The organism is Demequina zhanjiangensis, from assembly GCF_030418315.1.
In the GTDB taxonomy this organism is placed as follows: Bacteria; Actinomycetota; Actinomycetes; order Actinomycetales; family Demequinaceae; genus Demequina; species Demequina zhanjiangensis.
In genome coordinates this window covers 385,868-400,710 of record NZ_JAUHPV010000001.1, presented here as the reverse complement: position 1 = coordinate 400,710, position 14,843 = coordinate 385,868, and the positions used below count along the sequence as shown (strand labels likewise).

The following is a 14,843-nucleotide window of genomic DNA, read 5'->3' as shown; positions in this document are numbered from 1 at the left end:
GTTAGCCTAGCCACGGCGGGAGGAGCGCAACGATGCCACGTGTCTGCTTCGCACTTCAGGTGCGGCCCGAGCTCATCGACGAGTATGTCGCGCGTCATCGGGCGGTGTGGCCCGAGATGCTCGAGGCCATCCGCGATTCCGGGCGGCGCAACTACTCGATCTTCCTCGCGCCCGATGGTCGGCTGATCGGCTACTACGAGACCGACGACGACGAGGAGTCTGCACGCAGGCTGGCCGCTGACGAGCGGACGCGGGCGTGGGAGGCCGAGTCTGCGCGCTTCTTCGTCGCCCTGGACGGGGCGCGTGCGGATCAGGCCGCACCTCAGCTCACCGAGGTCTTCCACCTGGAGGATCAGCTCAAGGAATCAGGCCTGTAGCGCCCGAGGCGCGTCCTTCAGGCGGATTGTCACGATTCGGCAACTCGCGTTGACGCATGCTCGGATCTAGGACTAAAGTCACGGCGTACTGAAACGTTTCACACTGGCGTGAGACATCCAGGCAGGAGAAGTGTCAATGACGACAGTTCCACGCGACGCCCAGGCGCGCACCGCACTCCTCATGGAGGGCGTATCGAAATCCTTCGGTCCGGTGGTAGCTCTCCGATCCGGGAGCATCAGCCTCGAACAAGGGTCCATCCACGCGCTCATCGGCGAGAACGGCGCCGGCAAGTCGACGCTCGTCAAGATCATCGCAGGGCTCTACCAACGCGACTCGGGCCGCTTCGAGTACCTCGGGCAGCCCGTCGACTTCGTGACCACAGCGCAGTCGAAGGAGGCCGGCATCGCTGTCATCTACCAGGAGCCGACCCTCTTCCCCGACCTCAGCGTCACCGAGAACATCTTTATGGGCCGCCAGCCGACGCGCTCGCTCGGGCGCATCGACAAGCGCGCGATGCGCGCCGAGACCATCCAGCTGTTCGAGCAGCTCGGCGTCTACGTGGACCCCGACCGCCCCACCCGCGGCCTGTCGATCGCCGACCAGCAGCTCGTCGAGATCGCCAAAGCGATCTCCCTCGACGCGCAGGTGCTCGTGATGGACGAGCCGACTGCCGCCCTGAGCGGCGTCGAGGTCGAGCGCCTGTTCGCCGTGGCCCGGTCGCTACGCGACGAAGGACGCGCACTGATGTTCATCTCGCACAGGTTCGACGAGGTGTTCGAGCTGTGCGACACCGTCACGGTGATGCGCGACGGCGAGTACATCGCCACCGAGCCGATCGCGGAGACCTCAGTGGACGCGCTTGTGCGGCAGATGGTCGGCCGGGACGTCACCACGCTCTTCCCCAAGACCGAGGCCCCGATCGGCGACGTGATCCTCAAGATCGACGGTCTCACCCGGACCGGGGTGTTCCACGACGTGAGCCTCGAGGTGCGCTCCGGCGAGATCGTGGCCCTCGCGGGCCTCGTAGGCGCGGGTCGCTCGGAGATCGTGCGAGCCGCCTTCGGAGTGGACCCGTACGACTCCGGCACCGTGGAGGTGAAGGGTCGTCGGCTCAAGCCCGGCAACCCCGCCGCGGCCATGCACGCGGGCCTCGCGCTCATCCCCGAGGACCGCCGCAAGCAAGGCGCGGTGCTCGATTCGGGGATCGCCCGCAACATCACGCTCGCCATTCGCGACCGCCTCACCACCCGCGGCCTGATCACCAGCGCCGCGGAGAACACGAGCGCCCGCGAGTGGGCGTCGCGCCTCGAGGTCAAGGCCTCGTCGCTCGACACCCTCGCCGGGACGCTCTCTGGCGGAAACCAGCAGAAGGTGGTGATCGCCAAGTGGCTCGCCTCGCACCCAGACGTCCTCATCGTCGACGAACCGACTCGCGGAATCGACGTGGGAACCAAGGCCGAGGTGCACCGACTCCTCTCGGACCTCGCCGGCCAGGGCCTCGCGATCCTCATGATCTCGTCCGAGCTCCCCGAGGTGCTGGGGATGGCGGACAGGGTCCTGGTGGTGCATGAGGGCCGCATCACCGCGGATCTCACGCGCGACGAGGCCACCCCCGAGACGGTGATGCACGCCGCGACGCACAGCCTGGAGGAGACGCGATGACCCTCACCGAGACCCGAGAGAGGACCGCCAGCCTCGGCCAGCGCGCGCTGGCGCTCGTCAAGCAACGCGAGGTAGGAGTGCTCGCCGCGCTCATCCTGGTCATCGTCATCACCACGGCGAAGAACCCCAACTTCCTGTTCTCCAACGACGGCTTCCGCGACCTCCTCGTGACGCCCTCGCTCCTGATGCTGATCGCGGTGGGTCAGGCGATGGTGATCATCACCCGCAACGTCGACCTGTCGGTCGGCTCCGTGATGGGGCTCTCCGCCTACCTCGTCGGCAGGGTGTTCGTGGACTTCGCCTGGCTGCCATGGCCCACGGTGTTCCTCATCGGCCTCGCCTTCGGCGGCGGGCTCGGCCTCATCAACGGGCTCGTCGTCGCGTACGCGAAGGTGCCAAGCCTCGTGGTGACGCTGGGAACGCTGTATGCGTATCGCGGCATCAATGTGATGTGGACGGGATCGGAACGCATCAACGCCTCCGACATGCCACGCGAGTTCCTCGCCCTCGGCACCGAGTCGATAGGGCGCATCCCGGTGATCACCCTCATCGCCCTCGTCGTCCTGGGGGCGGCCGGCTGGTACATGACGACGCAGCGCGGGGGCCGCGAGTTCTACGCGATGGGCTCTGACCCTGACGCGGCGACCCTCTACGGCCTCAACGTGCGCCGACGCCTGATCACCGCCTTCGTCGTCTCAGGGGCCCTTGCGGGTCTGGCCGGCGTGCTCTACGCGGCGCGCTACGGCACCGTCAACTCGCAGGTGGGCTCGGGCTACGAGCTTCAGGCGGTCGGGGCGGCCGTGATCGGCGGAGTCGCGATCTTCGGTGGAAGCGGCACCGTCTTCGGTGCCGCGATCGGCGCCTTCCTGCTCATGACGATCAACCGCGCGCTCCCCGTGCTCGGCGTGCAGGACTTCTGGCAGCAGGCGGTGGTCGGCGTGCTGATCGTCGGAGCGATCGTGCTCGATCGGCTCGCAGCCACACGACAAGAACGCGCGCTCGCGCGAGAACGGGAGCGTTCCCATGACTAGCGCGACCATGTCTGCGGGAACCACCCGCACCTACCAGGATTACCAGCGGCCGCTGTGGCGTCGCGTCCTCATGACCCGCGAGATGGCGGTGTACGCCGCACTGGTCGGCGTGATCGCCTTCGCAAGCGGAGCGGTCGACAACTTCGCAGCGCCGATCACGTACACGTACCTGTTCCTGGACATCGCTGCGATCCTCCTGATCGCGCTTCCGATGACCCTGGTGATCATCACCGGCGAGATCGACCTCTCGGTCGCGAGCGTCGTCGGCCTCTCGTCCGTGCTGACAGGCCTCCTGTACCAGGCAGGGCTGCCGTTCGGCGTCGCCGTGGTCCTGGCGATCGTCGCAGGTGCAGCGGCGGGAGCCGTGAACGGATTCCTCGTCACGGTCGTCGGGCTCCCCTCGCTCGCGGTCACCATCGGCACGCTCGCGCTCTTCCGCGGCCTGGCAGTCGGACTCCTCGGCACGACGGCCATCACCGACTTCCCCGACACCTGGCGTGATCTCGTGACCGAGAAGATCCCGGGCACCCCGATCCCGAACATCATGGTGCTGTTCGTGGTGCTCGCCATCGCCTTCGCGATCCTGCTCCACTTCACCCCGTTCGGTCGAGGCATCTTCGCGATCGGACAGTCGAAGGAGGCCGCGCACTTCTCAGGAGTGAGGGTGGACCGGACCAAGCTCCTCCTGTTCGTGCTGAGCGGCACGGTCGCGGCCCTCGCGGGCGTCTACTACACGCTTCGCTACGGGAGCGCTCGCGGCGACAATGCGACAGGTCTCGAGCTCTCCGTCGTGGCCGCAGTGCTGCTGGGCGGCGTGAGCATCTTCGGCGGCAAGGGAGCGCTTCACGGACCCATCGCGGGCGCGCTGCTGATCGGGGTGATGGCCAGCGCTCTGCGCCTCGCCTCCGTCACCTCGGACGTCATCAACGTGATCACGGGCACCCTGCTCATCCTGTCCGTGGTCTCACCAAGCCTTCTCGCCTGGGGGCAGGCACGTGCGGCCCGCCGCCGGGGCAGAAGCAGGGGGGAACCACCCACTCCTACGGGTGGCGCACCAGGGAACACGTCCGGCGCCTGAGGGCGACCGGAACGTCAACACCAAGGAAGAGGAAGAGAGAGAACAATGAAGTCCTCGATCATGAATGCTCGCCGCAGCGGGCTGGCGATGGCCGCGGCCCTCGCACTCGCGCTGACCGCCTGCTCGTCGGGCGGCGACAGCGACACCTCCTCGAGCGACGCGGGGGGCGGCGACTCGGGCGGCGGCGATGCGAACCTGAGCATCACGTTCCTGCCGAAGAACCTCGGCAACGCCTACTTCGACACCTCGAACTCGGTCGGCGGCCAATCCGCGATCGAGGAGTTCGGGGGAACCTACGAGGAGGTCGGCCCCGCCGAGGCGACGCCCGACTCGCAGGTCCCGTTCATCAACACGGCAGCGCAGCAGGGAGTGGGCGCTCTTGTCGTGTCCGCGAACGACCCGGCCGCCATCTGCGACGCGCTGAACGAGGCGCGTGATGCAGGAGTCAAGGTCGTCACCTACGACTCCGACACGAACGCCGACTGCCGCGACCTGTTCATCAACCAGGCCACGGCGGACGGCATCGCTCAGGTCCAGGTGGACATGATCGCGGAGCAGATCGGCGACGAGGGTCAGATCGCCGTCCTGTCCGCGTCTGCGAACGCGACCAACCAGAACGCGTGGATCGCGACGATGGAGGAGATCCTCGCCTCCGACCACCCGAACATCGAGCTCGTGGACGTCGTCTACGGCGACGACGACGACCAGACGTCGTTCGACAAGACGGCGGCGCTGCTCCAGACGTACCCCGACCTCAAGGGCATCGTGTCGCCGACCACCGTCGGCATCTCGGCCGCCGCGCGCTACCTCTCGACGTCGGAGTACAAGGGCCAGGTGGCGATCACCGGTCTCGGCACCCCGAACCAGATGAGGGAGTACGTCGAGGACGGCACCGTCACCGAGTTCGCGCTGTGGAACCCGGCCGACCTGGGCTACCTCGCGGCGTACGCGGCGAAGGCTCTCATCGAAGGCGAGATCACCGGCGCCGAGGGCGACTCCTTCGACGCGGGCACCCTCGGCTCGTACACGGTGGGCGCCGACGGCGTCGTGCTGCTCGGCGACCCCTACCGCTTCAACGCGGACAACATCGGCGACTTCGACTTCTGATCGAAGCCGCCCCGTCGGGCCCGGGCGAGCGCCCGGGTCCGACGGCCCGCGACTTGACGGCGTCCGAGTATGGGCGCTACATTTGAAACGATTCAACTACTGGTCGGCGCCGACTGGACCGTTCCGTCCGCGAGCGCCACGATCTCGAAGGAGAGACAGATGGCCTTCGCGCCCGACATCGCCGCCCGACTTGAGGAGCAGGCCATCGAGCTGCCCTCCTGGGCATTCGGCAACTCCGGCACCCGCTTCAAGGTGTTCGGCACCCCTGGCACCCCTCGCGACCCGTTCGAGAAGATCGCCGACGCGGCCCAGGTCAACAAGTACACGGCCCTCTCCCCGTCCGTCGCCCTGCACATCCCGTGGGACAAGGTCGACGACTACGCCGAGCTCCGCAAGCACGCCGAGGACCACGGCGTCGCGCTCGGCACCATCAACTCGAACACGTTCCAGGACGACGACTACAAGCTCGGCTCGCTCGCCCACCGCGACGACCGCATCCGTCGCAAGGCGATCGACCACCACCTCGAGTGCATCGACATCATGGACGAGACCGGGTCCCGCGACCTGAAGATCTGGCTCGCCGACGGCACCAACTACGCCGGCCAGGACGACATGCGCGGCCGCCAGGACCGCATGCACGAGTCGCTGCAGGAGATCTACGCGCGCATCGGCGAGAACCAGCGCCTGGTGCTCGAGTACAAGATCTTCGAGCCGGCGTTCTATCACATGGATGTGCCGGACTGGGGCACCAGCTACGCCCAGGTCGCTGCGCTCGGCGACCGTGCGACCGTGTGCCTCGACACCGGCCACCACGCCCCCAGCACCAACATCGAGTTCATCGTCATGCAGCTCCTGCGCCTGGGCAAGCTCGGCTCGTTCGACTTCAACTCGCGCAACTACGCCGACGACGACCTGATCGTGGGCGCCGCCGACCCGTTCCAGCTGTTCCGCATCATCAACGAGGTGATCATCGGGGGAGGCTACGGCAAGGACGGCGACACCGCGTTCATGCTCGACCAGTGCCACAACATCGAGGACAAGATCCCGGGCCAGATCCGCTCGGTGCTGAACGTCCAGGAGATGACGGCGCGCGCGCTGCTCGTGGACCGCGAGGCTCTCGAGGCGGCACAGATCGAGGGCGACGTGCTCAAGGCGAACGGCATCCTCATGGACGCCTTCTACACGGACGTCCGCGGCGACCTCGCCGAGTGGCGCGAGTCCCGCGGCCTTCCCGCCGACCCGATGGCCGCCTTCCTCGCCTCCGGCTACCTCGCGAAGATCGCCGAGGAGCGCGTGGGCGGCGTCCAGGCCGGCTGGGGCGCCTGACTCACATGCCCCGCACGCTCACCCGCCTCGACGTGGAGGTCCCCGGTACGGAGGCGCCTGTGAAGGCGCGTCTGTACCGGACCTCCGCGACGCGCGAGCGCGCACTCGTCTGGGTGCACGGCGGCGCGTTCGCGTACGGCGACATCGACATGCCGGAGGCCGACGCGGTCGCCGGCTGGCTCGCCGAGCGCGGGTGTGCGGTGCTGTCCGTCGACTACCGTCTCGCCGCCCCGTACGGGGACGACGCGGTGCCCGGCATCGAGGGCCATCCCTTCCCTGCCGCCCACCACGACGTGGTGGCCGCCTTCGACTGGATGGTGTCCCACGCCGCCGATCTGGGCACGACGGGCGATTCCGTCCTGCTGGGCGGCGCGAGCGCCGGCGCGAACCTCTCGGCGGGCGCCGCAGTCGCCCTGCGCGACCGAGGCGAGGCGACCCCCGCGGGGCTGCTGCTCGCCTACCCGATCGTCCACGCCGCAGTTCCGGACCCCTCGCCGGCGGTCGCCCAGGCCCTCGCCACCCTGCCCGCCGACATGCGCTTCTCCGCCGATGTCATCCGCGGCATGAACCTCAACTATGTCGGCGGCGATGAGGCGATCCTCCGCGACCCCCGCGCCTTCGCAGGCGAGGGCGACGTGGCGGGACTGCCGCCCACGATCATCGTCGACTCCGAGGCGGACGACCTCCGGCCGTCGGGCGAGCGCTTCGCCGCGCAGCTCGAGGCCGCGGGCGTCGGCTCCACCCACCATGTGGAGCCAGGCACCACCCACGGGCACCTGAATCGCCCGGAGGAGCCGGCCTTCGCACTCACCCTGACCCGATTCCTGGAGTGGTCGGCCTCCCGCTGACGGCTCCACCACCGACCCACCACCTCCCCAGAAAGGCATCGCCATGACAGTCCCCACCGTCGCCGACGAGCTCATCGCCCGCTCGAACCGACTCGGCTCGGACCCCAAGAACACCAACTACGCAGGCGGCAACACGTCCGCCAAGGGCACCGCGCCCGACCCGGTCACCGGCGAGGACGTCGAGCTCCTGTGGGTCAAGGGCTCCGGCGGTGACCTCGGCACGCTCGGCACGAACGGCCTCGCGGTCCTGCGCCTCGACCGCCTCCGCGGGCTCGTCGACACCTACCCGGGCGTCGAGCGCGAGGACGAGATGGTCGCCGCGTTCGACTACTGCCTGCACGGCCGCGGCGGCGCCGCCCCATCGATCGACACCGCGATGCACGGTCTCGTGGACGCGCCCCACATCGACCACCTCCACCCCGACGCGGGCATCGCCATCGCGACAGCGGTCGACGGCGAGGAGCTCACCGCCAAGATCTTCGGCGACAAGGTCGTGTGGGTGCCCTGGCGTCGTCCCGGCTTCCAGCTCGGCCTGGACATCTCCGCCATCAAGGAGGCCAACCCGCAGGCGATCGGCTGCGTCCTGGGCGGCCACGGCATCTCCGCGTGGGGCGACACCTCCGAGGAGTGCGAGGCGCGCTCGCTCGAGATCATCGACACCGCCGCCGCCTACATCGAGAAGCACGGCAAGCCGGAGCCCTTCGGTCCCGCGCTCGACGGCTACGGCGCCCTGCCTGAGGCCGAGCGCCGCACCAAGGCCGCCGCGCTCGCGCCCGTGATCCGCGGTCTCGCCTCCATGGACGCCCCGCAGATCGGCCACTTCACCGACGCCGACGTGGTGCTCGACTTCCTCGCCCACTCCGAGCACCCGAGGCTCGCCTCGCTCGGCACGTCCTGCCCCGACCACTTCCTGCGCACCAAGGTCAAGCCGATGGTGCTGGACCTCCCGGCCGACGCGTCGATCGAGGACAGCATCGCCCGCCTCAAGGAGCTGCACGAGGAGTACCGCAAGGACTACCAGGCGTACTACGACGCCCACGCGACTGCGGACTCCCCCGCGATCCGCGGCGCGGACCCGGCGATCGTGCTGGTGCCCGGCGTCGGCATGTTCTCCTTCGGCCGCAACAAGCAGACCGCGCGCGTGGCCGGCGAGTTCTACATCAACGCCATCAACGTGATGCGAGGCGCCGAGGCGCTGTCCACCTACACGCCCATCTCCGATGCCGAGAAGTTCAACATCGAGTACTGGGCGCTCGAGGAGGCCAAGCTTCAGCGGATGCCCAAGCCGAAGAGCCACGCCACCCGCGTCGCGCTCGTGACGGGCGCCGCGTCGGGCATCGGCAAGGCCATCGCCACCCGACTGGCCGCCGAGGGCGCGTGCGTCGTCATCGCCGACCTGGATCTCGAGAAGGCCCAGGAGGCCGCGGCGGAGCTCGGCGGACCCGACGTGGCCGTGGGCGTCGCAGCCAACGTGGCCGACCCTGCCGCCGTGCAGGCCGCGATGGACGAGGCCGTGCTCGCGTTCGGCGGCGTGGACCTCGTGGTCAACAACGCCGGCCTGTCGCTGTCCAAGCCGCTGCTCGAGACCACCGAGAAGGACTGGGACCTCCAGCACAACGTCATGGCCAAGGGCTCGTTCCTGGTCTCCCAGGCCGCCGCCCGCGTCATGATCGCCCAGGAGATGGGCGGCGACATCGTCTACATCGCGTCCAAGAACTCCGTGTTCGCGGGCCCGAACAACATCGCCTACTCCGCCACCAAGGCGGACCAGGCCCACCAGGTGCGACTGCTCGCCGTCGAGCTCGGCGAGTTCGGCATCAAGGTGAACGGCATCAACCCCGACGGCGTGGTCCGAGGCTCCGGCATCTTCGCCGGCGGCTGGGGAGCCAACCGCGCCAAGACCTACGGAATCGAGGAGGAGAAGTTGGGCGAGTTCTACGCGCAGCGCACCATCCTGAAGCGCGAGGTGCTCCCCGAGCACGTCGCCAACGCGGCCGCGATGATCACCGGCCCCGACATGACGCACACCACCGGCCTGCACATCCCCGTCGATGCAGGTGTGGCTGCGGCGTTCCTCCGATGAGCGCGGTCTCGGTCGCCGCCGTCGACCTGGGAGCGACCTCTGGTCGCGTCATGGTCGGCCGCGTGGGACCCGACACGCTGGAGCTTGAGCAGGCGGGCCGTTTCCCGAACGGTCCGCTCGGCACCCCGGACGGGCTCCATTGGAACGTCCAGCAGCTCTATGCGCACGTCGTCGACGGCCTCCGGGCCGCGGCGGCGACCGAGACCCTCGCCTCGATCGGCATCGACTCGTGGGCCGTGGACTACGCGCTGCTGCGCGGCGACCGCGTGCTCGGCGAGCCGTTCCACTACCGCGACGAGCGCACCGCGCACGGCGTCGAGCTGGTGCATGCCGACGAGCCGTTCAGCCTTCTGTACGCCCGGAACGGGCTGCAGTTCCTGCCGTTCAACACGCTGTACCAGCTCGCGGTGGAGCGCGAGGTCGGCATGCTCGACGTCGCGGACCGCATGCTGCTGGTGCCCGACCTGATCGCCTGGTACCTCACCGGGGCGACGGTCGCCGAGGCGACCAACGCGTCGACCACGGGCCTGCTGGACGTCTCCACCAAGGAGTGGGACGGCGAGCTCATGGACCGCCTGCGCCTCCCGCGAGGACTGTTCCCGCGCCTGGTGCAGCCAGGCGAGACGATCGGCACGATCCTGCCCCACGTGGCGGACGGCACGGGCCTCGCCGGGACGACGCCGGTGGTGGCGGTCGGCTCGCACGACACGGCGTCGGCAGTGGTCGCCACCCCGATGACAGAGCCGGGCGGCGCCTACATCTCGTGCGGCACGTGGGGGCTCGTGGGCGTCGAGACCGAGGCTCCCGTGCTCAGCAGCGCCGCCCGCGAGGCGAACTTCACCAACGAGGGCGGCGTCGACGGGCGCACCAGGTTCCTTCACAACGTCATGGGCCTGTGGCTGCTCAACGAGACGGTCGCGGCGTGGGGCCGCGAGGACGGCTCCCCCGTCGACCTGGTGGCCCTCCTCAAGGCCGCGGCGGACGTCACCGGCGAGATCCCGGTGTTCGACGCGAACGACCCGCGCTTCTCCCCTCCCGGCGACATGTCCCCGCGCATCGCCGCGTACTGCGAGGAGCACGGCATGCGCGCCCCGGGCACGCGCGCCGAGATCGCACGGTCGATCGTCGAGAGCCTGGCCCATGCCTTCGCCGACGCGGTGCGCACGGCGTCCACGCTGAGCGGCCAGGAGGTCCGTCGCATCCACATGGTCGGAGGCGGAAGCCAGGGCGAGCTGCTGTGCCAGCGCACCGCCGACCTCTCCGGCCTTCCCGTCGTCGCGGGTCCGGTCGAGGCCACCGCGGTCGGCAACGTGCTGGTCCAGGCGCGCGCGCTCGGCGCCGTCGGTGGCACGCTCGAATCCATGAGAGATCTGGTCGCCCGCGCATTCGCGCCGCGCACCTACACCCCGAAGGGATAGATGAGATGAAGATGAACCGCCGAGTGCCCCGGCCGGCGGAGCTCGCGCCGCTGATGAAGTTCCGCGGATTCGAGCCGGACTCCCGCAAGCGCCGCCTGAGCCGCGCCCACAAGATCTCCGACCTGCGCGAGATCGCGAAGCGCCGCACTCCGAAGGGCGCCTTCGACTACACCGACGGGGCGGCCGAGCTCGAGCTGTCGCTCGCCCGCGCACGGCAGGCGTTCCAGGACATCGAGTTCCACCCCGCGATCCTGCGCGACGTGTCGCAGCTCGACACATCCGTGGAGATCTTCGGCGGAACCTCTGCGCTGCCCTTCGGCATCGCCCCCACGGGCTTCACCCGAATGATGCACGCGGAAGGCGAGCGCGCGGGCGCCTCGGCCGCCGGGGAGGCTGGCATCCCCTTCACCCTGTCGACGCTCGGCACCACCTCGCCCGAAGGCGTCGCCGAGGCGAACCCGTCGGGCCGCAACTGGTTCCAGCTGTACATGCAGAAGAACCGCGACGCCTCGATGGGGCTCGTGGAGCGCGCCGAGGCGAGCGGCTTCGACACGCTGCTCATCACGGTCGACGTCCCTGCCGCCGGCGCGCGCCTGCGCGACAGCTACAACGGCTTCTCGATCCCGCCGCAGCTCACCCCGGGCACCGTCCTCAACGCCATCCCACGGCCCGAGTGGTGGTGGAACTTCCTCACCACCGAGCCGCTCCAGTTCGCGTCGCTCAGCGAGTGGGACGGAACCATCGGAGAGCTGCTCGACTCGCTCTTCGACCCGACGATGACGTTCGACGACCTGGCATGGATCCGCGACCAGTGGAAGGGCAAGGTCGTCGTGAAGGGCATCCAGACCCTCGACGACGCGAAGCGCGTGGTGGACCACGGCGTCGACGGGATCGTGCTGTCCAACCACGGCGGACGCCAGCTCGACCGCGCCCCGATTCCCTTCCACCTGCTGCCGACGGTGGCGAGGGAGCTCAAGGGCAAGACCGAGATCGTCCTGGACACGGGCATCATGTCCGGAGCCGACGTCGTGGCGGCCATCGCAGCCGGCGCGGACTTCACCCTCGTGGGGCGCGCGTACCTGTACGGACTCATGGCCGGAGGCCGCGAGGGCGTGGACCGCGCCATCGCGATCCTGCGCACCGAGATCGTCCGCACCATGAAGCTGCTGGGGGTCGCGAACGTCTCCGAGCTCAACCCCGACCACGTGACGCAGCTGCGTCGTCTGTCGCCGATCGTGCCGCCTGTGGACTGATATCCTCTATCAGCCGCGCGTGCGCGGCGGGCCCCCGTAGCTCAGCGGATAGAGCGCCGGTTTCCGGTACCGAAGGTCGCAGGTTCGATTCCTGTCGGGGGCACTTCGCGAGATATCGCGATGGCTCGCGCCACTGAGGACCCTGCTGAGAGGCGGGGTCCTTGGCGTTTCCGGGGGCTTGTCCGGCCCCGGCCGTTCCCAGGCCCCGCTCCACGCCGGAAGCGGCCAGCCCAGTTCGCGCCCGCCCCTTGTCGAGCACCGCGCCCGCCGTCCCTCACGCACACCGTGCGCGATTGTGGAAGGGTCGCGCGTATGGGAACAGACGACGCTGCGATGCCAGATCTCGACGCCCAGTTCGCACACATCGCGACCGGCGCCATGTACGACGACCTCACGCCCGAGCTGATCGCCGCGCGGATCGAGGCGGTGGGGGCCACCGACCTCTACAACGCCTCCTACGGCCAGCCGCCCGAGGCCCGCGAGTCACTGCTCCGTCAGGTGGTGGGCTCGATGGGCGAGGAGGTGAACTTCGAGCCGACGTTCAGGTGCGAGTTCGGGCGCAACATCCATCTCGGCTCCCGCTTCTTCGCGAACTTCGACTGCGTGATGCTGGATGGCGCGCCGATCACGATCGGCGACAACGTGCTGCTGGGGCCGAAGGTGGGCCTCTACACCTCCAACCATGCGCTCGACTTGCGCGAGCGGCAGGAGGGCGCCTGCTACGCGAAGCCGATCACGATCGAGGACGACGTGTGGATCGGCGGCGGGGTGACCATCCTTCAGGGCGTGACCATCGGTACGGGCGCGGTGATCGGCGGCGGAAGCGTGGTCACGCGAGACGTGCCCGCGGGGACCATCGCCGCGGGCAACCCCGCACGCGTGCTGCGCGAGGTGACCGACGACGACCGTTCGGGCTACGTGCCGATCCACTGACGCGCCCGGCCGATGCGCGCTACCGGTGGTCCCGGCCAGGCGTCGGAGAACCCCCAGTTGCCTTCAAGCCCCCGGACACGACGAAGGCGGGGCGCCCCCCTTCGTGGGAGAGGCGCCCCGCCTTGGGGTCGGCTGGATCAGCCGAGCTGGATGAGGGCGTCGGTCAGGGTCAGGCCCATGTCCGCGCCGGTGCTCGCGAAGAGCAGGAAGAGCGCGAGCGCGCCGCCGATGAGGCCGATGTTCTTGTTGAACGAGACCTGCTCCGTCTGCTTGGCCTGAGCGTCGCTCTCCTTCCAGTACGCGTGCATGAACAGGCTGATCGGGATCAGCGTGAGCGCGATGAGCAGTGCACCCAGGTCGCCGAAGACGCCGAGCAGCACCATCAGTGCGCCGAGTCCCATGGTGATGCCGGAGGCGATGACGCCGAAGCGTCCGCCCGGGGCGCCCTTGTACTCGGCGTACTGCGCCATGGCCTGCGACTGGGTGAGGTGGCCCATGGCCGAGAGCAGGAAGATGAGCGCGAAGAGGATGCGCGCCACGAGGAAGACGATGTCCATGATTTTCTCCAAATTAGTTGCGAACGCATGTAAATGTAGCGCATGTTGGTTGTAGGTGCAACTAACTTGGAGGGAAGGCCCCTCGAGGCCCGAGCTAGACCCCAGCGACGGTGCTTCGTCGCACCACGAGGCTGGGGCTCAGGTTCACCACGCGATGCTCGTGATACGGATCGCTGAGCTCCTCGAAGACGAGTCGGGTGCCGGCGGCACCCATCCCCTCGCCGGGCTGACGGATCGTGGTCAGCGGCAGAGGGCCGTCCCACGCCGCACGGTTGTCGTCGTAGCCGACGATCGCCACGTCCTCCGGGATCGAGACCCCGGCGCCCGCCAAGGCCTGGGCCACCCCGGCCGCCATGAGGTCCGCGACAGCGAAGATGCCGTCGACCTCGCCCTTCTGCACCCTCGACAGCAGCGCCCGACCGACGCTCCAGCCGTAGGCCCTGTTCAGCTCGCCGGCATCCTCGTACGCCACGATCTCGACGCCCGCCTCGGCCGCGGCTTCCTCGAACCCCGCCTTGCGGTCCGCGACAGGCTGAAGCCACTCGGGCCCGCCGACCAGCGCGAGCCGCGTGCACCCGATCTCTGCGAGATGCCGCGCCGCGATGCGGCCGCCCTCGCGGTTGTCGGTGTGGACGGTGCAGTGCGTGTCGCCAGCGCCGCGGTAGTTCAGGAACACCAGAGGCCTGCCGTTGCGATGCGCGTCGACCAGGGTCCGATAGTGGCTCGCGTCGTTGATGGTCACCAGCGTCCCGAGGGTCTGCGTCGCATCGAACGCTGCGAGGTAGCGGCGCTCTCGCTCCAGGTCCGTGTCCGTGTTGGCCATGAGCACGAACACGTCGTGCTGCGCCGCGACTCGCTCCACTCCCCTGCTGATGTCCACGAACAGCGAGTTCGTGATGTCGGACAGCACCAGGCCGAGCGCACGGGTCGCCCCCGCGGCCAGCGAACGCGCCGGACCGTGCGGCGTGAACTCGAGCCGCGCGATCGCCGTCTCCACCTTGTCGCGAGTCTTCGGCGACACACGCTCGGGGTGGTTGAGCACGTTCGACACCGTGCCCTGCGAGACACCTGCGAGCGCCGCGACGTCGGCGATGGAGGCTCGCTTGGGGCCACCACCGTCGCCTTCGCTCATGCGGGCGATCATAGGGGGATCGCCGTCCTCGTGCCCA

The 14,843-nt window shown here is 69.1% G+C and carries 13 protein-coding genes and 1 tRNA gene; 12 read left to right on the top strand and 2 right to left on the bottom strand.

Annotated elements, in window-relative coordinates; all coding sequences use genetic code 11:
- Positions 1 to 32 precede the first annotated feature (32 nt).
- From QQX04_RS01865 to QQX04_RS01810, 12 genes are all read left to right on the top strand, one after another.
- Positions 33 to 377 (top strand): L-rhamnose mutarotase, encoded by a 345-nt coding sequence (locus tag QQX04_RS01865; protein WP_301125643.1) that lies wholly within the window; start codon positions 33 to 35, stop codon positions 375 to 377.
- Between the two features lie 136 nt (positions 378 to 513).
- Positions 514 to 2,040, top strand: a complete 1,527-nt coding sequence (locus QQX04_RS01860; protein WP_301125641.1) for a sugar ABC transporter ATP-binding protein — start codon at positions 514 to 516, stop codon at positions 2,038 to 2,040.
- Positions 2,037 to 3,071: an ABC transporter permease gene (locus QQX04_RS01855; protein WP_301125639.1), complete on the top strand. Its 1,035-nt coding sequence runs from the start codon at positions 2,037 to 2,039 to the stop codon at positions 3,069 to 3,071. The genes QQX04_RS01860 and QQX04_RS01855 overlap by 4 nt, the downstream gene beginning before the upstream one ends.
- On the top strand, positions 3,064 to 4,149 hold the full coding sequence (locus QQX04_RS01850) for an ABC transporter permease (RefSeq protein ID WP_301125638.1): 1,086 nt from the start codon (positions 3,064 to 3,066) through the stop codon (positions 4,147 to 4,149). Before QQX04_RS01855 ends, QQX04_RS01850 begins: the two co-directional genes overlap by 8 nt.
- A gap of 45 nt (positions 4,150 to 4,194) precedes the next feature.
- Positions 4,195 to 5,256 (top strand): rhamnose ABC transporter substrate-binding protein, encoded by a 1,062-nt coding sequence (gene rhaS / locus QQX04_RS01845; RefSeq protein ID WP_301125637.1) that lies wholly within the window; start codon positions 4,195 to 4,197, stop codon positions 5,254 to 5,256.
- A gap of 159 nt (positions 5,257 to 5,415) precedes the next feature.
- Positions 5,416 to 6,582: an L-rhamnose isomerase gene (rhaI, locus tag QQX04_RS01840; protein WP_301125636.1), complete on the top strand. Its 1,167-nt coding sequence runs from the start codon at positions 5,416 to 5,418 to the stop codon at positions 6,580 to 6,582.
- Positions 6,583 to 6,587: 5 nt separating this feature from the next.
- Positions 6,588 to 7,430, top strand: a complete 843-nt coding sequence (locus QQX04_RS01835; protein ID WP_301125633.1) for an alpha/beta hydrolase fold domain-containing protein — start codon at positions 6,588 to 6,590, stop codon at positions 7,428 to 7,430.
- Between the two features lie 43 nt (positions 7,431 to 7,473).
- The gene (locus tag QQX04_RS01830) at positions 7,474 to 9,513 is read left to right on the top strand and encodes a bifunctional aldolase/short-chain dehydrogenase (RefSeq protein WP_301125631.1); all 2,040 of its coding nucleotides are present in this window, start codon (positions 7,474 to 7,476) and stop codon (positions 9,511 to 9,513) included.
- Complete coding sequence (locus QQX04_RS01825; RefSeq protein ID WP_301125629.1) at positions 9,510 to 10,931, top strand: rhamnulokinase; 1,422 nt, start codon at positions 9,510 to 9,512, stop codon at positions 10,929 to 10,931. The genes QQX04_RS01830 and QQX04_RS01825 overlap by 4 nt, the downstream gene beginning before the upstream one ends.
- A gap of 11 nt (positions 10,932 to 10,942) precedes the next feature.
- Complete coding sequence (locus QQX04_RS01820; protein WP_301126015.1) at positions 10,943 to 12,184, top strand: alpha-hydroxy acid oxidase; 1,242 nt, start codon at positions 10,943 to 10,945, stop codon at positions 12,182 to 12,184.
- A 30-nt stretch (positions 12,185 to 12,214) separates the two neighbouring features.
- Positions 12,215 to 12,287 (top strand) — tRNA-Arg (locus QQX04_RS01815).
- Between the two features lie 209 nt (positions 12,288 to 12,496).
- Entirely contained in the window at positions 12,497 to 13,117 is a 621-nt protein-coding gene (locus QQX04_RS01810; protein WP_301125627.1) for a sugar O-acetyltransferase, read from the top strand.
- A gap of 137 nt (positions 13,118 to 13,254) precedes the next feature.
- Here QQX04_RS01810 and QQX04_RS01805 read toward each other — a convergent pair whose 3' ends face one another.
- Positions 13,255 to 13,674: a DoxX family protein gene (locus tag QQX04_RS01805; protein ID WP_301125625.1), complete on the bottom strand. Its 420-nt coding sequence runs from the start codon at positions 13,672 to 13,674 to the stop codon at positions 13,255 to 13,257.
- 94 nt (positions 13,675 to 13,768) lie between these two features.
- Positions 13,769 to 14,806, bottom strand: a complete 1,038-nt coding sequence (locus tag QQX04_RS01800) for a LacI family DNA-binding transcriptional regulator (protein ID WP_301125622.1) — start codon at positions 14,804 to 14,806, stop codon at positions 13,769 to 13,771.
- Positions 14,807 to 14,843 lie beyond the last annotated feature (37 nt).